We start from the raw sequence: 19637 nt of genomic DNA, 5'->3' as shown, positions 1-19637 counted from the left end.
ATGGCCTCTTCGCGAGCAAGCCCGCTCCCACAGTAGATCTTCAGTCGACACAAGTTTTGTGAACACCAGAGCCCCCTGTGGGAGCGAGCTTGCTCGCGATGAGGCCCGCCCAGACACCACAAATATCAATCCTCGCTCGTATCCTTGATCAGATGTGCCGCCAACGTCCTCAGCGGCCCGAGCTGACGACAGATCAGTGCCAGTTGCGTCTGCACCAACCGCTGCCCCTCATCGATTTCATCAGGCATCTGTTCCAGTCCATTGGCCAGTGCTTCTTCTTCATCGCTCTGAATCTCGATCGAAGACTTGCTCGCCAGCCCTTGGGCGATCTCGTCGATGCTGGCGGCCAGTTTCACCCCGGCCCCATCGATCAAATGCTCGCGCACGTCCGCCGGCAGTTGGGTTTCCCGGTGCGCGCCCAGGCCCGACAGGTAACTGAGCAGCGTGTGTGACAGCACCAGGAAGCGGAAGCCCACATCCGCTTCCTTTCGGAAATGCCCCGGCTCCATCAGCATGTTGGCCAGTGTGGTCGACAGCGCCGCATCGGCGTTGTGCGCGTTGCGGCGGGCCAGACGGTAAGCCAGGTCGTCGCTTTTGCCCGCCGCGTATTGCTGCATGATCTGGCGCAAGTAAATGCTGTTGCAGGCCAGGGTGTTGGCCAGCACTTTGTTCAGGCGTCGGCCCTGCCAGTCCGGCAGGAACAGGAACACCGCGAGGCCGGCGATCAGGCTGCCGAGCAAGGTATCGAACAACCGGGGCAGGAACAGCCCGTAACCGTCGCCCACCTGGTTGAAGCAGAACAGCACCATCAGGGTGATCGCGGCCGTCGCCAGGGTGTAGCGGGTGGTGCGGTTGGTAAAGAACACCACCCCGGCGGCAATGGCGAAACACGACTGGATCAGCGGGTTCGGGAACAGGTCGAACAGCGCCCAGGCCAGGGTCAGGCCGATGGCGGTGCCGATGATCCGTTGACCGAGTTTGCGGCGGGTAGCGCCGTAGTTTGGTTGGCAGACGAACAGCGTAGTGAGGATGATCCAGTAGCCTTGGGACGGGTGAATCAAATGCACCATGGCGTAGCCGATGCTCAAGGCCAGGGGCAATCGCAGGGCATGGCGGAACAGCAGCGAGGTCGGCGTCAGCTGCGTGCGCAAGCGCAGCCAGACGTCCTTGAGGCTGCGTGGCGAACGGTCGAGCAGGCTGCTGTCGGTGGCGTCGGCCAGGGCGTCGGGGTTGCTGGCATCGCTGAGCAAGCGGTCGAGGGTGCCGAGGTTGGCCGCCAGTGCCCGCAGTGAACGCAGCAAGCCGCGCCAGGCCGGGTTGCTCTGGATGCGCAGGTGTTCGAGAGAGGCATCCAGGTCGCTCAGGGCCTCGGCGAAACTGGCGTCATAGGTGAACGGCTGGCGCATCTGGATCGATTCGGCCAGGGCCCGGCAGGCCTTGCCTTGCTGACGCAACAGGCGTTGGCAGCGGAACAGCACGTCGCTGTGGAAGAAGGCGTCGGCCAGGGCGTTATAAGGGTAGTGCGAAGAACTGGCACGTTCGTGGATGTCCTGGGCGAGGAAGTACAGCTTGAGGTAGCGGCTGACTTTCGACCCCGGGCGACCGTTGCCGACCCGGTGCAGGATGATCTCCTTGGCGGCGTTCAATGCCGCCACCACTCGGCCGTTCTGCTGGGCCAATTCGAGGCGCCGCGCTTCCACGTCCATCTGCCGGATCGGCTCGAACAGCGAGGATTTCAGCTTCAGGTAAAAGCCCAGCTCACGGAACAACCGCGCCAGGCTCTGCTGCACCGGCTGATTGGAAAACAGCGCCTGCCACAGCACCGACAGCAAGCCGTACCAGGCCGCACCGGCCACCAGCAGCAACGGCTCGTGCCAGACGTCGGTGACCGCACCACCACGCTGGTCCACGCCGATCATGGTGTAGACCGAAAGGATCAGCGTCGCCGAGGCAATCGCGCCATAGCGTTCGCCGAGGGCGCCGAGCATGGTCAGGCAGAACGCGGCCAGGGCGAAGGCAATGATGAAGAGGTAGGGGTAGGGGAAGAGCAGTTCGACGGAGAGGGCGGCAACCGCGAAACACACCAGCGTCACGGCGAGCGCGTTGATACGGCCCTGCCAGCTGTCGTCGGTCTCGGCCAGGGCACTGGCGATAATCCCCAGGAACAACGGGATCAGCAGGCCCATTTCATCCTGATACCAACACAGCGCCATGGTGCCGGTCAGGGCAATGAATACCCGCACGCTGTAGCTGAATTTATCCAGCGCCCAAAGGCGACGCAGAGACTGGCGGAACGAAGTCGATGACATGAAATGCGAAGGCCTTCCGAGGCAATGACGCTAAATTGAGCCACTAATGACGCCGACGCAATGGCGTCGATCACATCAGACAGCAAAATCTGTTCCTTATCGAGCTCAACACATAACCAATGTGGGAGCGGGCTTGCTCGCGAATGCAGTCTGTCAGTTAGCCTATAGGTTGACTGACACACCGCTTTCGCGAGCAAGCCCGCTCCCACATTTTGATTTGTGTTCGTCAGGCGTACTGCGCAGCCGCGTAGCCCGAAGCCCACGCCCACTGGAAATTGAACCCGCCTAGATGCCCGGTCACGTCCAGCACTTCACCAATGAAGTACAGCCCCGGGCTTTTCAGCGATTCCATGGTCTTGGAGGACACTTCATTGGTGTTGACGCCGCCCAGGGTGACCTCGGCGGTGCGATAGCCTTCGGTGCCGGCGGGAACGACTTTCCAGCTCGCCAGTTTTTCCGCGATATCGGCCAGTTCGGCGTGGGTGTACTGCTTCATCGGTTTGGAGACGAACCAGTCGTCCGCCAGCAGGTTGGCCATCTTCTTGGTGAAGATTTCACCGAGCAGGGTTTTCAGCTCGCTGTTGGGACGTTCGGCCTGCTGCTGTTGCAGCCAGCTCGGCACGTCGTGATCCGGCAGCAGGTTGATCTCGACGGTATCGCCGGATTCCCAGAACGACGAGATCTGCAAAATCGCCGGGCCGCTGAGGCCGCGGTGGGTGAACAGGATGTTCTCGCGAAAGCTCTGGTCGTTGCAGCTCACCAGGCAATCCACCGATGTACCGGACAGCTCAGTGCACAAGGCTTTGAGCTGATCGGTGATGGTGAATGGCACCAGGCCGGCGCGGGTCGGCAGCAGCTCGTGGCCGAACTGTTTGGCCACCTGGTAACCGAAACCGGTGGCGCCCAGGGTCGGGATCGACAGGCCGCCGGTGGCGATCACCAGGGATTCGCAGGTGATTTGGTCGAGTGTCGTGTCCAGCAGGTAGCCGCTTTCGAGCTTCTCGATGGTCTGGATCGAGGTATCCAGGTGCAGGCTGACGCCGACCTGATCGCACTCGTTGAGCAGCATCTCAAGGATGTCGCTGGATTTGTTATCGCAGAACAGCTGGCCGAGTTTTTTCTCGTGGTATGGCACGCTGTGCTTGGCCACCATGCCGATGAAATCCCACTGGGTATAACGGGCCAGGGCGGATTTGCAGAAGTGCGCGTTCTGCGAGAGGAAATTGCTCGGTTCTGTGTACATGTTGGTGAAATTGCAGCGGCCACCGCCCGACATCAGGATTTTCTTGCCGGCCTTGTTAGCGTGGTCAAGCAGCAACACCTTGCGCCCTCGCCCGGCGGCGGTCAGTGCACACATCAACCCTGCGGCGCCAGCGCCAATGATCACGACTTCGGTAGAGCGCAAAACGGTGTCCTCTTGATGTATCACCACAAAACCAATGTGGGAGCGGGCTTGCTCGCGAAAGGGCCATCACATTCAACATCAATGTCGACTGATAAGCCGCTTTCGCGAGCAAGCCCGCTCCCACAGGGGGATCTTCGTTGGGTCGAAGATCGCTTACAAAATACGAACGCGCAACGAACGGCCCTTGATCTTGCCGTCGTTCAAACGCTGCAAGGCCTGCTTGGCGACGCCGCGCTCCACGGCCACATAGGCCTGGAAGTCGAAAATCGCGATCTTGCCGACCTGGGCACCGGGGATGCCGGCGTCACCGGTCAGTGCGCCAAGAATGTCGCCCGGACGAACCTTGTCCTTACGGCCGGCAGCGATGCACAGGGTGCTCATCTGCGGCAACAGCGGGCCACCACCCTTGGAGGTGAGGTTGTCCACCTGGTCCCAGGTCAATGGGGTCTTCTGCAATTGCTCGATGGCCTGGGCGCGCTGCGCTTCGGACGGCGCCACCAGGCTGATGGCGAGGCCTTTCTCACCGGCACGACCGGTACGGCCGACGCGGTGAATGTGGATTTCCGAATCACGGGCCAACTCGACGTTGATCACCATGTCCAGCGAGTCGATATCGAGGCCGCGGGCGGCGACGTCGGTCGCCACCAGCACCGAAGTACTGCGGTTGGCGAACATCGCCAGCACCTGGTCGCGGTCACGCTGCTCCAGATCGCCGTGCAGGCCGACGGCGGAAATGCCTTTGGTGGTCAGGTGGTCGACGGTTTCCTGAACCTGCTGCTTGGTGTAGCAGAAGGCCACGCAGGAGGCCGGGCGGAAGTGGCCAAGGACCTTGGTCACCGCACTCATGCGGTCATCCGGGGAAATCTCGTAGAAGCGCTGCTCGATCTGCGTGTCGTCGTGGAACGCTTCGGCCTTCACTTGCTGCGGGTTGCGCATGAATTTGGAGGCCAACTGCTTGATGCCTACCGGATAGGTGGCGGAGAACAGCAGGGTCTGGCGACGCTCCGGGGCCTGCATGATGATTTCTTCGATGGAGTCGTAGAAACCCATGTCGAGCATGCGGTCGGCTTCGTCGAGGATCAGGGTGTTCAGACCGTGGAGCACCAGCGAACCCTTGCGCAGGTGCTGTTGGATGCGTCCCGGGGTGCCGACGATGATGTGCGCGCCGTGTTCCAGCGAAGCGATCTGCGGGCCGAGGGACACGCCGCCACACAGGGTCAGGACCTTGATGTTGTCTTCGGCACGGGCCAGGCGGCGGATTTCCTTGGCGACCTGGTCGGCCAGCTCGCGGGTCGGGCACAGGATCAGCGCCTGGCAACCGAAGTAACGCGGATTGATCGGGTTCAGCAGGCCGATGCCGAAGGCGGCGGTCTTGCCGCTGCCGGTCTTGGCCTGGGCGATCAGGTCCATCCCCTTGAGGATCACCGGCAAGCTTTGCGCCTGGATCGGCGTCATCTGGGCATAACCGAGGGAGTCGAGGTTAGCCAGCATGGCGGCGGACAGCGGCAAAGTATTAAATTCGGTGGCGATGGTGGTCACGGGACTGGCCTGCAAAACAAAATGTCGCGCAGTGTACCAGTCCAGTGGCCATTCGCCCTAAGGCTCTATGTGTTCTTCCGGACGCTTAACTCGCCGTCCGTCATTTTTTGACAGTTGCGAGAAGATCGTAGCGGCCAGCATCGCCATGATTCCTACGGTCACGAAGGTCAATTGGAATGCCCCCAGGACCGTGTCCACGCCATCATTACCAATTTCCGCGGTAAAGCCACCGAGCAACGCACCGGCGCAGGCCACGCCCAGGCTCAGGGACAATTGCGCGACCACCGACAGCAGGCTGTTGCCGCTGCTGGCGCTGGCATCGTCGAGGTCGATCAGGGTCACGGTGTTCATCGCGGTGAACTGCAAGGAGTTGATCGCGCCAAGGATCGCTAGCAGACACAGCAGTAGCCAGTACGGCGTCTGCTCGCTGACCAGGCCCATGCTCGCCAGCATGATCCCCAGCGCCAGAGTGTTGCCGGTGAGCACGATGCGATAACCCAGGCGCTCGATCAGCGGTCGCGCCACCCACTTGGCGATCATCGCCGCCGCCGCCAGCGGCAGCATGCTCATCCCGGCCTGGGACGGCGAATAGCCCAGCGCCACTTGCAGCAGCAACGGCACCAGAAAGGGCAGGGCGCCACTGCCGAGGCGGGCGAACAGGTTGCCGAGAATGCCCACGGCAAAGGTCCGGGTCTTGAACAGCGACGGCGCGAACAACGGGTTCTCGATATGCCCGGCGCGCAGCCAGTACGCCGCCAGGCACGCCATGCCACCGAACAGCAACAACATCACCCGCAGGTGCGGCAGGTGCAGTTCGCCCAGGCCTTCCATGGCGATGGTGATCAGAATCATCGCCGCGCCAAACAGCACGAAGCCCAGGCTATCGAAACGGGTGCGCTCGGAACCGCGCAGGTCCGGGATGAATTTCCACACGGCGTAGCAACCGACCAGCCCCACCGGCAGGTTGATCAGGAAGATCCAGTGCCAGGTCAGGTATTGCACCATCCAGCCACCCATGGTCGGGCCGATCAACGGGCCGAGCAGCCCGGGAATGGTGATGAAGCCCATGATCCGCACCAGTTCCGAGCGCGGGTAGGCGCGCAACACCACCAGTCGCCCGACCGGCAGCATCAACGCGCCGCCCAGGCCCTGGATCACCCGGGCGCCGATCAGCATGCTCAGGCTGCTCGACAATGCGCAGAGCAGCGAGCCGAGGCTGAACAGCAAAATCGCACTGAAAAAGATTTTTCGGGTGCCGAAGCGGTCGGCGATCCAGCCGGATGCGGGGATCAGCAAGGCGACCGTGAGCATGTAGGCGATGATCACGCCCTGCATGCGCAGTGGATCTTCGGCGAGGTCCCGGGCCATGGCCGGCAGGGCGGTGTTGAGGATAGTCCCGTCGAGGGACTGCATGAAGAAGGCAATGGCGACGACCCAGGGTATCCAGCGGGCGGTGATAGCGTCGAGAGGTGGGCGGTTGGGCATGGGACCTCTGGATTGATGAAGTTAATGCAAGGTCATGGTGGGTCGAGATTCATGTGGGAGCGGGCTTGCTCGCGAAAGCGGTGTATCAGTCACCAAATAGATCAGCTGAAAGATTGCATTCGCGAGCAAGCCCGCTCCCACAGGTTTGCTGTGCACTTGAGACTTGTGTTTACAGGGTCAGAGTCAAACGGCTGACCAACGCCCCCGGCAACAACGCCGAAGCCGTCGCCCGCTGGCTATAGGTGCTCGCCGACAACAGCAACTCCCGCTCTGCGGTCAAGGCTTCCAGTTGCGAACCGAGCAGGCTGAAAGCGCTGTCATCAAAACGCATGGTGCTGACCGGCGCCTGAATCTCGCCGTTCTCGACCCAGAACGTGGCAAAGCGGGTCATGCCGGTCAGGCGTGCGGCCGGTTGATCCGAGAAGTTCAGGTACCACAGATTGCTGATGTACAACCCCGTGCCCAGTTGCTTGAGGATGTCCGCATCAGGCAATGCTCCGGCTTTCATGTTCAGTGCGCTCGGCGATTCACCGCCACTGGCGCCATTGGCGGTCAAACCGTATTCGGCGGCGCTGCGCGAGCTGACCAGCTGTGCCCCGGCCTTGCCATCGACGATCAGACCCAGATCGCTGCGCGGATAACCCTCATCGGAAAATGCCGGGCTCAGCGAGCCGCTGACTTTTTCATCCAGCGAGACCAGCGGGCTGAACGCGCTGTCGCCACCGTAGAGCTTTTGCAGGGGGCTGCTTTTGCTGGCAATCGACTGTGCCGAGAAACCACCCCAGCACAGCATGCCCATGATTTCTTCCAGCGCCGCCGGGGCCAGGTAGGCGCGGTACTGGCCGGGCGGCAAAGTACGCAGCGGCCGGCCCAGAAACTCAAGCTGCTCGCGGGCTTGCTGGAAGCGTCTGGCAAAGCCTTCGCTGTTCCAGTCGTGCCCGGCGTAGCTGGCTTTCACGGCCTGGCCGTTCTCGTGGAACAGACTGAAGTCGAAGTTGAAGCTGTTGGCCTGATGCCAGCCGAAGGCGCCCGAAGAGCTGGCAAAGCCACGACTGATCGGGCCGGCAGCGTAGAAACCGACAAGATCCAGGCCTTCGGCGGCCAGGGTGATTTGCGCGACCACCTCTTCAGTGTCCGGCAGCGGATGCGACTGCACGTTGTTGCTCTGCCAGCCATTGTGGTTGAGCAGCAAATAAGGATCCTGAGGCAGCAGCGGCAAGGTTTCCCGCAGCTGTTGCAGGCCTTCGGTCAAACGTCGCAGATCAACCTGGGGATCGCCGGCCAGGGTGATGTTCAGGTCGGCATGGCGGCCTTCGTTGATCAGTTTCAGGCCGATGCTCGCCTGCTGCACCTGACCGGCCTGACGCACCTTGGCGTGGTTGAAACGCACGAAAGCCGACGATTCGGCGGCGTAGCTGAGGGTGAACTGCTCGGGCTCGTGAAGCGCTTCACGCAAGCTGTTGACCAGCGCCTTGAACGATGCGGACTGGCTGTTTGAAGGATTCATCAGGCGTCTCCTCCGAATACATCAACGTTGCTGAACACGCAGGCCGGTGACGCGTGGCCGACGCGGATCACCTGGTTCGGTTCGCCCTTGCCGCAGTTCGGTGTACCGAGGACCTTGAAGGTACTGGCATCGCCGACGGCGCTGAGGCTCTTCCAGAACTGCGCGGAGATGCCCCTGTAATTGGGATTCTTTACCACGCCCTTGAGTTCGCCGTTTTCGATCAATTGGCCCCATTCGCAGCCGAACTGGAATTTGTTGCGCGCATCGTCGATCGACCATGAGCGGTTGGTCGACATCAGCACGCCGTGTTCGATGCTGCCGATCAACTGCTCGATGGACTGATCGCCCGGCTCGATGTTGAGGTTGGCCATGCGGTCGATCGGTGGACGGTTCCAGCCGCAGGCGCGGCTGTTGGCGACGCCGTCCATGCCTGCACGGAATTGCGACAACGCACCGCCAAGCGGGCGCAGCAACAGGCCTTCACGGATCAGGAACTGTTTGCTGGCGGGCGTGCCGTCGTCGTCATGGCCGTAGCTGGCGAGCTCCTCGGGGATGTCCGGGTCGAAGGTCACGTTGAGCAGGCCGGAACCGTATTGCAGGCGGCCGAAATCTTCGGCTTTGACGAAACTGGTGCCGGCGTAATTGCGCTCGTCGCCGAGGATGCGGTCCAGCTCCAGCGGATGGCCGATGGACTCGTGGATTTGCAGCATCATCTGGTCGGGCATCAGCAGCAGGTCGCGCTTGCCTTGCGCAGTGTTCGGCGCCAGGAGCAATTGCAGGGCCTGATCGGCCACCTGGGCACCGGCACCGATCAGGCCGCAGCGGCTGATGACGTCCGCCGCGCCTTGCTGGCCGAAGTTCTCGCGGCCAAGGCTGCGGGTCTGGCTGTCGTTGCCGTCGTAGGCCGTGACGTCCAGACCGGGGTACACAAAACGTTGGGCCTGGCGCAGTTCGGCACCGGCGCTGTTGAGGTAGATCTGCTCGACGTGGGTGATGCCGAGGCTGACTTGCCAGTTCACCAGGCGCTCGTCCTTGGGCACGGCGGCCGACTCGGCGCCAAGCAGTTGGAAGCAGTCGCTCAGGGACGGGAAGACCTGGTCGAGGTTGGGCGAAAAGTAATCGGCGCGGTCGCTGGAAACAGCCTGCTCGCGCAGGTCCAGCAAGGCGTGGGGCTTGAGTCGACGGGCCTGGAGTTCGGCGCGTTCGAGGGCGGCTTGCAGGCCCTGTTGCGACAGGTCGTTGGTGGCCGCATAGGCCTCGACGCCATTGACCCGCACGGTCAGCATCGCCCCTTCGTCACGGCTCAGGTTCGGCGGTTCGGCGACGTTCTTGCGTACCGACAGGTACTGCCCGGATTCGCGCACATAACGCAGGGAAAAGAATTCGGCACCCGTGCGCAAGGCAGCGAAGCGCTGCTTGAGCTGGGGATGGAAATCGAACATTCGTGAACCTCCTGGGTATGGAGTGGCGATGGAGCGGTGCTGCGAGGGGAGGGGTGAAACGATTGCGTGGCGCTAGATTAGGCTTGCGAGGGGGGAGGATCAAGGGTAAGACGGTGTCGAGAAGGCTTGCCGGGAGATGTGTGGTGTCTGGTCGGGCCTCTTCGCGAGCAAGCCCGCTCCCACATTCAATCCCGGGTGTTCACAAAATCTGTGTCCACTGGAGATCAAGTGTGGGAGCGGGCTTGCTCGCGAATAGCCGTAACGCGGTGTGACGCCTTAAGCGATCTGGCTCAATTCCCGCACCGGCTTGCCCTTCACCGGCGCTTCACCCGCCACATAGTAAGTGGCAGTGCTGCGCGGCAACGGCTTGCGGCCACGGATCTTGTCGGCGATTTTCTCGGCCATCATGATCGTTGGTGCGTTGAGGTTGCCGGTGGTGATGATCGGCATGATCGATGCATCGACCACACGCAGGCCTTGCATGCCATGCACGCGACCTTCGCCATCGACCACAGCCATTTCGTCGGTGCCCATCTTGCACGAGCAGGACGGGTGGAACGCGGTTTCGGCATGCTCGCGGATGAACTTGTCCAGTTGCTCATCGCTCTGCACGTCGATGCCCGGGCTGATCTCGCGACCACGGAAGGCGTCCAGTGCAGGTTGCTGCATGATTTCACGGGTCAGGCGGATGCCGTCGCGGAATTCCTGCCAGTCCTGCTCGGTGGCCATGTAGTTGAAAAGGATGCTCGGGTGCTGGCGCGGGTCCTTGGACTTGGCCTGGATGCGCCCGCGGCTTGGCGAACGCATGGAGCCCATGTGCGCCTGGAAACCGTGCTCTTTCACACCGTTGCTGCCGTTGTAGTTAATCGCCACCGGCAGGAAGTGGTACTGGATGTTCGGCCATTCGAATTCCGGACGGGTACGGATGAAACCGCCGGCTTCGAACTGGTTGCTGGCGCCGATGCCGGTGCCGTTGAACAGCCACTCGGCACCGATGGCCGGCTGGTTGTACCAGAGCAGCGACGGGTACAGCGAGACCGGTTGGGTGCAAGCGTATTGCAGGTACAGCTCAAGGTGATCCTGCAGGTTTTCACCGACGCCCGGCAGGTCGTGGACCACCGGGATGTCGAGCTTGTTCAGCAGTTCGGCCGGGCCGACGCCGGAGCGTTGCAGGATCTGCGGCGAAGCAATGGCACCGGAGCACAGCAGCACTTCCTTGCGCGCCTTGACCTCAACACGCTCTTCAGCGGTGCCGACCAGGTAACGCACGCCGACCGCACGCTTGCCTTCGAACAGGATCTTGTCGGTCAGGGCATGGGTGACGATGGTCAGGGTCGAACGTTTCTTGGCCACGTCCAGGTAACCACGGGCGGTGGAGGCACGACGACCTTTCGGGGTCACGGTGCGGTCCATCGGGCCGAAGCCTTCCTGCTGGTAGCCGTTCAAGTCTTCTGTACGCGGGTAACCGGCCTGCACGCCGGCTTCAACCATGGCGTGGAACAGCGGGTTGTTGCCGGCTTTCGGCGTGGTCACGCTGACCGGGCCGTCGCCGCCGTGGTAGTCGTTCGGGCCGATGTCGCGGGTTTCCGCTTTACGGAAATACGGCAGGCAGTCCAGGTACGACCAGTCTTCCAGACCTGGCAGTTTCGCCCAGCCGTCGTAGTCCATGGCGTTGCCGCGGATGTAACACATGCCGTTGATCAGCGAGGAACCGCCCAGGCCCTTGCCGCGACCGCATTCCATGCGACGACCGTCCATGTGTGGCTCGGCATCGGTTTCGTAGGCCCAGTTGTAGCGACGGCCTTGCAGCGGGAACGCCAGGGCGGCCGGCATTTGCGTGCGGAAGTCGAAACGGTAGTCCGGGCCGCCCGCTTCGAGCAGCAGGACGGTGACGCCGGCGTCTTCGGTCAGACGGGTCGCCAGGGTGTTACCGGCCGAGCCGGCACCGATGATGATGTAGTCGAATTCTTGGGACATTGAATGCACCCTCTTTGATGTTGGTCAGGTCAGGCCATGGCGAGTGCTGCGCACTCGATTCGCGAGCAAGCCCGCTTCCACATTTGATCTCTGGTGTACACAGGATCTGTGTCCGCCACTGGCCTCTTGTGGGAGCGGGCTTGCTCGCGAAGAGGCCCTCGCGAGCAATACAGGACTCGGGTCTTAGAACACCGAGACGTAATCGCCCAGCTCGACCTGTACCGATTTGATGCGGGTGAAGTTGTTCAGCGAGCTGATGCCGTTCTCACGGCCGACACCCGACTGCTTGTAGCCGCCAACCGGCATCTTCGCGTCGGACTCGCCCCAGGCGTTGATCCAGCAGATACCGGCTTCCAACTGATGAATCACGCGGTGGGCGCGGTTCAGGTCCTTGGTGACGATACCGGCGGCCAAGCCGAAGTCGGTGTCGTTGGCGCGGCGGATCACTTCTTCCTCGGTTTCGTAGGAGAGGATCGCCATCACCGGGCCAAAGATTTCCTCACGGACGATGGTCATGTCGTCGGTGCAGTCGGTGAACACGGTCGGCGCCACGAACGCACCCTTGGCGAATTCGCCGTCGGTCAGGCGCTCACCGCCGCACAGCAGGCGGGCACCTTCTTCCTTGCCCTTGGCGATGTAGCCCAGCACGCTTTCCATGTGCGCAAAGCTGACCAGCGGACCGAAGTTGGTGTTTTCGTCTTGCGGGTTGCCGATGCGGATGCGCGCAACGCGCTCAGCGATCTTGGCTTCGAAAGCGGCCTTCAGGTGAGCCGGTACGAACACGCGAGTGCCGTTGGTGCAAACCTGACCGGAGCTGTAGAAGTTGGCCATCATCGCGGTGTCGGCAGCGCGATCGAGGTCGGCGTCGTCGCAGATGATCAGCGGCGACTTGCCGCCCAGTTCCATGGTCACGTCCTTGAGCGAAGAGCTCGAAGCGCTGGCCATGACTTTCTTGCCGGTGTCGGTGCCGCCGGTGAACGAGACTTTCTCGATGCGCGGGTGTTCGGTCAACCAGGTGCCGACTTCACGGCCGCTGCCGGTCAGGACGTTGAACACACCGTTCGGCACACCGGCTTCGGTGTAGATCTCGGCCAATTTCAGGGTGGTCAGCGAGGTGACTTCGCTTGGTTTGAAGATCATCGCGTTACCGGCCGCCAGGGCTGGTGCGGATTTCCACAGGGCGATCTGGATCGGGTAGTTCCACGCGCCGATACCGGCCACGACGCCCAGCGGCTCGCGACGGGTGTAGACGAACGAAGTGGTGCGCAGCGGAATCTGCTCGCCTTCGATGGCCGGTACCAGGCCTGCGTAGTATTCCAGCACGTCAGCGCCGGTGACGATGTCGACGTAGCGGGTTTCGGAGTAGGCCTTGCCGGTGTCCAGGGTTTCCAGAGCGGCCAGTTCGTCGTTGCGCTCGCGCAGGATTTCCACGGCGCGACGCAGGATGCGCGAACGCTCCATGGCGGTCATGGCGGCCCAGATTTTCTGGCCCTTTTCGGCGCTCACCACAGCGCGCTCGACGTCTGACTGGGTCGCACGTTGCACTTTTGCGAGGACTTCACCGTTAGCCGGGTTGATGGCTTCGAAAGTGGCGTCGCTGCTGGCGTCGCTGTACGCGCCATCGATGTAGAGTTTTTGCAGTTCGAAACGGGCCATAAAGTCCTCGCAAGAGCATTAAGTGGCTGGCGCGGTTCGGTGGTTGAGCGTTTATGTGTGCTCTAACTCACCCGCTTGGCCAGTTGGGTATCCATGTATTCGTAAGCAATCTGTTGCGCCTGCCCGGTGTCGAAAGCATCTCCCGACAGCGCGCCGCGCAACCACAAGCCGTCGATCAACGCAGCCAGGCCTCGGGCGGCACTGCGCGCATCATTGAGCGGCAGCACGCGGCGGAACTGGCAGCACAGGTTGGAATACAGACGGTGATCGTTGATCCGCTGCAACCTGTGCAAAGACGGCTGGTGCATGCTGGTGGCCCAGAAGGCCAGCCAGGTTTTCATTGCCGGGCCATTGACCTGGCTGGCGTCGAAGTTGCCTTCGATGATCACCTGCAGATGCGCCCGCGGGCTGTCATCTTTCAGCGCCTGTCGGCGCAGGGTGACGTTCTCGCTCAGGACGGTCATCAGGTACCCCATGGTGGCGGCAATCAGGCCGTTCTTGTCCTGAAAGTAGTGACTGATGATGCCATTCGAGACACCGGCCAAACGGGCGATCAGCGCAATGCTGGCGTCCCCCATTCCGACTTGATCGACCGCCTGCAAAGTGGCTTCGATCAATTGCTGGCGGCGGATGGGTTGCATACCGACCTTGGGCATCTTGCACATCTCCTTAGGCCTTCCGGTGGACGTAGGACGGCTACCGGGTTGAAGGCCAGTCTATTTTGTTTTGATTGAACGTTCAATCAACAAAGAATAAGATCTGCGACAAATCGTCGCTGCCTACAGATTTTTCCTACATGTAGCGGCGGAAAAAACGACTTCCGAAACTGCTCGAAACCTACGCGCTGCGGCGCTCCAGGGGTTTCGGGCTTTTTTCGGGCTGTCTTTATATCACCCGCCGGTCGGCTGCCCACTAACCGATTGGCCGGGTAACCCGTTTGTCTTGCGTTCTTCTCTCGCACTGCCCGGAGCATCTGTGCCATGAGTTCTGCCTCGCTAATAAAGACCCCACCCGAGAAGGTGACGGTCAACGGTTGGGTGTTCTACACCTCTACCGCGTTGATTCTGTTGTTGACCGCCATTCTGATCATTGCCCCGCAAGAGGCCGGCAGAATGCTGGGTATGGCGCAAGCCTGGTTGTCCCGCAGCTTCGGCTGGTACTACATGGTGGTGATTGCCGCCTACCTGATTTTCGTCGTCGGCCTGGCGTTTTCGTCCTATGGCAAATTGAAACTGGGCAGCAAGGACGACACCCCGGACTTCAGCTACGGCGCCTGGGCGGGGATGCTGTTCTCGTCGGGTATCGGCATCTCGCTGCTGTACTTCGGCGCGTCCGAGCCGCTGGACCACTACTTCAATCCGCCGGAAGGCGTGGCCGGTAGCAACCTTGCCGCCCGTCAGGCGGTTCAGCTGACGTTCCTGCACTGGGGACTGCACGGCTGGGCGATTTACGCGCTGGTCGGTCTGGCCGTTGCCTACTTTGCTTACCGTCATAACCAACCGCTGGCGTTGCGTTCGGCGTTGTATCCGCTGGTGGGCGAGCGTTGGGTCAAGGGCGCGGCCGGGCATGCGGTAGACGGCTTCGGCATGTTCGTGACCCTGCTGGGGCTGGTGACTAACCTGGGAATCGGTTCGCTGCAAGTGTCGTCGGGGCTGGAAAACCTGTTCGGCATGGAACACAGCAACACCAACCTGCTGATCGTGATCATCGTGATGAGCACCGTGGCGACCATCGCCGCTGTGTCGGGCGTGGAAAACGGCATCCGTCGCCTGTCCAACCTCAACATCGTGCTGTTCAGCGGCCTGCTGATTTTCGTCCTGTTGTTCGGCCCGACCTTGCACCTGCTCAACGGCTTCGTACAGAACGTCGGTGACTACCTGAACGGCGTGGTGCTGAAGACTTTCGATCTGTATGTATACGAAGGCGACAGTGAGAAGTCTGACCGCTGGTTGGGCCTGTGGACCCTGTTCTACTGGGCCTGGTGGATTTCCTGGGCGCCATTCGTGGGCATGTTCATCGCGCGTATTTCCCGTGGTCGCAGCGTGCGCGAACTGGTAGCCGGCGTGCTGCTGATTCCGCTGGGTTTCACCCTGGCGTGGCTGTCGATCTTCGGTAACTCGGCTTTGGACCTGGTGATGAACCATGGGGCGGTGGAACTCGGGAAGACGGCGCTGGAACAGCCGTCCATGGCGATCTACCAGTTGCTTGAGCATTACCCGGCGTCGAAGGTTGTGATCGGCGTGTCGATCTTTGTCGGTTTCGTGCTGTTCCTGACCCCGGCGGACTCCGGCGCGGTGATGATGGCCAACCTTTCGTGCAAGGGCGGCAACGTCGACGAAGACGCGCCGCACTGGCTGCGGATTTTCTGGTCGGCGGTGATCACCCTGGTGACCATCGGTCTGCTGTTCGCCGGCAACTTCGAAGCCATGCAAACCATGGTGGTGCTGGCCGGTCTGCCGTTCTCGGTGGTGCTGGTGTTCTTCATGTTCGGCTTGCACAAGGCCATGCGCCAGGACGTGCAGATCGAACAGGAGCAAGCGGAACTGGCGGCACGCGGTCGCCGTGGTTTCAGCGAGCGCTTGACCCAACTGGACCTGCAACCGAGCCAGTCGGTGGTGCAGCGCTTCATGGACAAGCACGTGAGTCCGGCGCTGGAGGATGCGACGGCGCAAATGCGTGCTCAAGGTCTGCAAGTGCAGACACTGTTGGGTAAGTCCAAGCGCTGCATGGGCGTACGGGTGGAGATGGAAGAGGGCAACCCTTTCGTCTACGAAGTGAGCCTGGACGGCTATCTGGCCACGCCGACCGAGTCGGCGCAGGTCGATGAAGCGCGTCAGCGTTTCTATCGTGCCGAGGTGTACCTGCACAACGGCAGCCAGGACTACGACTTGATGGGCTTCACCCAGGATCAGATAACCCGTGACGTGCTCGATCAGTTTGAAAGCCATCGGCAGCTCCTTGGCCGGGTTTATAGCTGAGTTGTGAGTGGCGCGGTGTTTCTGTCTGAAGCACCGCGTCGCATTCTTCGCGAGCAAGTCGAATCGTCGCACCGCCGCTCCCACATTTGGAATGCATTCCCCTGTGGGAGCGGGCTTGCTCGCGAAGGGGTCATCAGCATCAAAGCTGCATTACCCGATATCCCATAAACAAAAACGCCGCGATCTCTCGCGGCGTTTTTGCATCTGTTGCCTTACCCCAGGTTCTTGCCGAGCAGTGCGTGATACAGCTCGCTGTCGCCAAGGATCCCCACCACCTTGTTGTTGTCGTGCAGCACCAGCTTGTTGCCGGTCTGATAACGAATCTGCAACGCGTCGCGCATGCCGATGCTGGAGTCCACCAGAGTCGGCTTGCGTTCCAGGCCTTCGACGGCTTGCCCCGGCATCCAGTTCTGCAGGTCCATGTTCGAACCGTTCTTGCGTGCGCCTTTGATGGTGTTGCCTTCAGCCAGGTCCAGCCACGAATCGCCGCCCGGATCGAGGCATACCGAACCGTTGATGCGTTTGCAGTTGTCCAGGGTGCGCATCAGGCTGCGGCCGCACAGCACGTTCAGCGGGTTGGTGTGGGCTACGAAGGTCCGCACGTAGTCGTCCGCCGGGTTGAGGACGATTTCTTCCGGTTTGCTGTACTGAATGATCCGGCCGTCTTTCATGATCGCGATACGGCTGCCGAGTTTCAGCGCTTCATCAAGGTCGTGGCTGACGAAGACGATGGTCTTGTGCAACTTGCGTTGCAGTTCCAGCAGTTCGTCTTGCAGACCCTGGCGGATCAGCGGGTCGAGTGCCGAGAACGGTTCGTCCATCAGCAGAATGTCGGCGTCCATCGCCAGTGCGCGAGCCAGGCCCACGCGCTGTTGCATACCACCGGACAGCTCGTTGGGTTTCTTGTTGCGCCACTGGGTCAGGCCCACCAGCTCAAGCTTGTCGTCCACCAGTTTGCGCCGTTCTTTCTCGGGGCGACCCTGCATCTCCAGGCCGAAGCTGATGTTTTCGCGAACGGTCAACCAGGGCATCAGGGCGAACTTCTGGAACACCATCGCGATGCGCTTGGTGCGCATCATTTTCAGTTCTGCCGGCGTGCACGAGGCAATGTCGATCTGCTTGCCTTCGTGCTCGACGAACAGCTTGCCGCGGCTGACGGTGTTGAGGCCGTTGATGCAGCGCAGCAGGCTGGACTTGCCGGAGCCGGACAGGCCCATCAGTACGCAGATTTCACCTTTTTCGACATCCAGGCTGGCCTTTTCGACCCCCACGATCTGCCCGGTCTTTTTCAGGATCTCGTTACGGGTCATGCCTTGATCCAGCAGCTTGAGCGCCTCGCGTGGATCCTTGGAGAAGATAACGTCAACGTTCTCGAAGCGAATAATGCTCATGCGTCACCCCCTACTTTGGCGTCGGGTTGTTTGCAGATACGGTCGAGCATGATCGCCAGCAGTACGATCGCCAGGCCTGCTTCGAAGCCCAAGGCGATATCAGCAGTGTTCAGTGCGTTGACCACCGGTTTGCCCAGGCCATCGGCGCCCACCAGTGCCGCAATCACCACCATCGAAAGGGACAGCATGATGCACTGGGTGATACCGGCCGCGATGCTTGGCATGGCGTGGGGCAGTTCGATTCGCGAGAGCAGCTGACGTCGCGAGCAGCCAAAGGCCTTGCCGGCGTCCATCAATTCTTCCGGAACATCGCGGATACCCAGGTAAGTCAGGCGGATAGGCGCGGCAATCGCGAACACCACCGTGGAGATCAGGCCCGGGACCACACCCAGCCCGAAGAGGGTGAGGGTAGGAATGAGGTACACGAAGGTCGGTACGGTCTGCATCAGATCGAGTACCGGACGCATTACAGTATAGAACATCGGCTTGTGCGCGGCGACGATGCCCAATGGCACACCGATGAGCACGCAGACCAGGGTGGCGAACAGCACCTGGGCGAGGGTTTCCATGGTTTCCTGCCAGTACCCCAGATTGAGGATCAGCAGAAAGGAGGCAACGACAAATGCGGTCAGGCCCCATTTGCGTTGAATGAAGTGTGCCAGTAGTGCGATCAGGCCGATCAATGCCAGCGGGTTGAACCAGGTCAGCGCAAACGTCACGCCGTGGATCATCGTTTCCAGTGTCACGGCGATGGCGTCGAAGGTGTTGGCGCCGTGTTGCGTCAACCATTCAACGAAGCCTGCGATGTACTGGCCTAAGGGTATTTTCTGATCAATCAGCATGGTAGTGAACGTCCGCATGCAAGGAAATAAACAGCCCGGGCAGGCGAACCTGCCCGGCATAAACGATTACTGCAGTTTGGCTTTCACGGCCTCCAGGCCAGGTTTACCGTCAATGGTGGTCACGCCAGCGAGCCAGGTATCGAGCACCTGTGGATTCTTTTTCAGCCAGGCCTTGGCGGCCGCGTCAGGCTTCATCTTGTCGTCCAGGATGTTGCCCATCAGTTCGCTTTCCATGTCGACGGTGAACTCCAGGTTCTTCAGCAACTGGCCAACGTTGCTGCACTCCTGTGCATAACCCTTGCGGGTGTTGGTCGCCACGGTGGCGGCACCGAAGTCCGGGCCGAAGAAGTCATCACCACCGGTCAGGTATTGAATCTTGAAGCGCTTGTTCATCGGGTGCGGCGCCCAGCCGAGGAATACCACGGCGGTGTCGCGTTTCTGTGCACGGTCGACCTGCGACAGCATGCCGGCCTCGGAGGATTCGACGACTTTGAAACCGGCAGTCTTCAGGCCGAAGGCATCCTTGTCGATCATGCTCTGGATCAGGCGATTGCCGTCGTTGCCCGGCTCGATGCCGTAGATCTTGCCGTCGAGCTCTTTCTTGAATTTGGCGATATCGGCGAAGTCATGCAGGCCCTTGTCGTACAGCGCCTGAGGGACGGCGAGGGTGTACTTGGCGCCCTTGAGGTTGGTGCGCACGGTCTCCACGGTGCCGGCATCGCGGTAGGCCTTGATGTCGTTTTCCATGGTCGGCATCCAGTTGCCCAGGAACACGTCCATGTTCTTGCCGTCGGCCAGGGACTTGTAGGTCACGGGCACGGAAATCATGGTGGTCTTGGTCTTGTAGCCGAGGGCGTTGAGCACGACGCTGGTGGTCGCGGTAGTCGCGGTGATGTCGGTCCAGCCGACATCGGAGAAGTTTACGGTATTGCACTGCGCCGGTTCTGCGGCTTGCGCCAGAACCGGCAGACTAAGCATGGCGGCCAACAACAACGACGGGGAACCTTTCATGGATGGACTCCTTGGTGTTTTTTTTGGCAGTGTTCCGACTGGACCACCGCACTTATAGGTTGCGGTTGGATGGCGTTCTGGAGACAGCTCTACCG

The 19637-nt window shown here is 61.2% G+C and carries 13 protein-coding genes; 1 reads left to right on the top strand and 12 read right to left on the bottom strand.

The genetic code is table 11. The annotated features are described in order from the left end of the window. Positions 1-125: 125 nt before the first annotated feature. From yccS to betI, 9 genes are all read right to left on the bottom strand, one after another. Positions 126-2309, bottom strand: coding sequence for a YccS family putative transporter (gene yccS, locus AC3IT6_RS27105; RefSeq protein WP_489353672.1), 2184 nt, complete (start codon positions 2307-2309; stop codon positions 126-128). Between the two features lie 226 nt (positions 2310-2535). Beyond that, positions 2536-3714: a BaiN/RdsA family NAD(P)/FAD-dependent oxidoreductase gene (locus AC3IT6_RS27100; RefSeq protein ID WP_489353671.1), complete on the bottom strand. Its 1179-nt coding sequence runs from the start codon at positions 3712-3714 to the stop codon at positions 2536-2538. A gap of 153 nt (positions 3715-3867) precedes the next feature. After that, positions 3868-5205, bottom strand: a complete 1338-nt coding sequence (gene dbpA / locus AC3IT6_RS27095) for an ATP-dependent RNA helicase DbpA (RefSeq protein WP_263287191.1) — start codon at positions 5203-5205, stop codon at positions 3868-3870. Between the two features lie 105 nt (positions 5206-5310). Continuing rightward, positions 5311-6738 (bottom strand): multidrug transporter subunit MdtD, encoded by a 1428-nt coding sequence (gene mdtD / locus AC3IT6_RS27090; RefSeq protein ID WP_489353670.1) that lies wholly within the window; start codon positions 6736-6738, stop codon positions 5311-5313. 169 nt (positions 6739-6907) lie between these two features. Continuing rightward, positions 6908-8245, bottom strand: coding sequence for a TldD/PmbA family protein (locus AC3IT6_RS27085; RefSeq protein WP_489353669.1), 1338 nt, complete (start codon positions 8243-8245; stop codon positions 6908-6910). Then, positions 8245-9687 carry a TldD/PmbA family protein gene (locus AC3IT6_RS27080; protein ID WP_489353668.1) on the bottom strand — a complete coding sequence of 481 codons (1443 nt, stop codon included), beginning with the start codon at positions 9685-9687 and terminating at the stop codon, positions 8245-8247. Before AC3IT6_RS27080 ends, AC3IT6_RS27085 begins: the two co-directional genes overlap by 1 nt. A gap of 276 nt (positions 9688-9963) precedes the next feature. Next, the gene (betA, locus tag AC3IT6_RS27075) at positions 9964-11664 is read right to left on the bottom strand and encodes a choline dehydrogenase (protein WP_489353667.1); all 1701 of its coding nucleotides are present in this window, start codon (positions 11662-11664) and stop codon (positions 9964-9966) included. A gap of 183 nt (positions 11665-11847) precedes the next feature. Next, positions 11848-13320 carry a betaine-aldehyde dehydrogenase gene (betB, locus tag AC3IT6_RS27070; protein WP_150725111.1) on the bottom strand — a complete coding sequence of 491 codons (1473 nt, stop codon included), beginning with the start codon at positions 13318-13320 and terminating at the stop codon, positions 11848-11850. A gap of 62 nt (positions 13321-13382) precedes the next feature. Beyond that, on the bottom strand, positions 13383-13976 hold the full coding sequence (gene betI / locus AC3IT6_RS27065) for a transcriptional regulator BetI (RefSeq protein ID WP_223445474.1): 594 nt from the start codon (positions 13974-13976) through the stop codon (positions 13383-13385). A gap of 381 nt (positions 13977-14357) precedes the next feature. Here betI and AC3IT6_RS27060 point away from each other — a divergent pair, with 381 nt between their 5' ends. After that, positions 14358-16298, top strand: a complete 1941-nt coding sequence (locus AC3IT6_RS27060) for a BCCT family transporter (RefSeq protein ID WP_489356686.1) — start codon at positions 14358-14360, stop codon at positions 16296-16298. Between the two features lie 212 nt (positions 16299-16510). Here the strand turns inward: AC3IT6_RS27060 and choV are convergent, their stop codons facing one another. The 3 genes from choV to AC3IT6_RS27045 form a co-directional block, all read right to left on the bottom strand. After that, the gene (gene choV / locus AC3IT6_RS27055) at positions 16511-17689 is read right to left on the bottom strand and encodes a choline ABC transporter ATP-binding protein (protein WP_489353666.1); all 1179 of its coding nucleotides are present in this window, start codon (positions 17687-17689) and stop codon (positions 16511-16513) included. Continuing rightward, a complete protein-coding gene (gene choW, locus AC3IT6_RS27050) occupies positions 17686-18531 on the bottom strand; it encodes a choline ABC transporter permease subunit (RefSeq protein WP_102700684.1) in 846 nt (281 codons plus the stop codon). The genes choV and choW overlap by 4 nt, the downstream gene beginning before the upstream one ends. A gap of 66 nt (positions 18532-18597) precedes the next feature. After that, positions 18598-19542 carry a choline ABC transporter substrate-binding protein gene (locus AC3IT6_RS27045; protein WP_489353665.1) on the bottom strand — a complete coding sequence of 315 codons (945 nt, stop codon included), beginning with the start codon at positions 19540-19542 and terminating at the stop codon, positions 18598-18600. Positions 19543-19637 lie beyond the last annotated feature (95 nt).

This window comes from Pseudomonas sp. KH_017 (assembly GCF_057840285.1).
The sequence above is the reverse complement of the archived record's forward strand: the minus strand, read 5'-3'. Positions and strand labels throughout refer to the sequence as shown.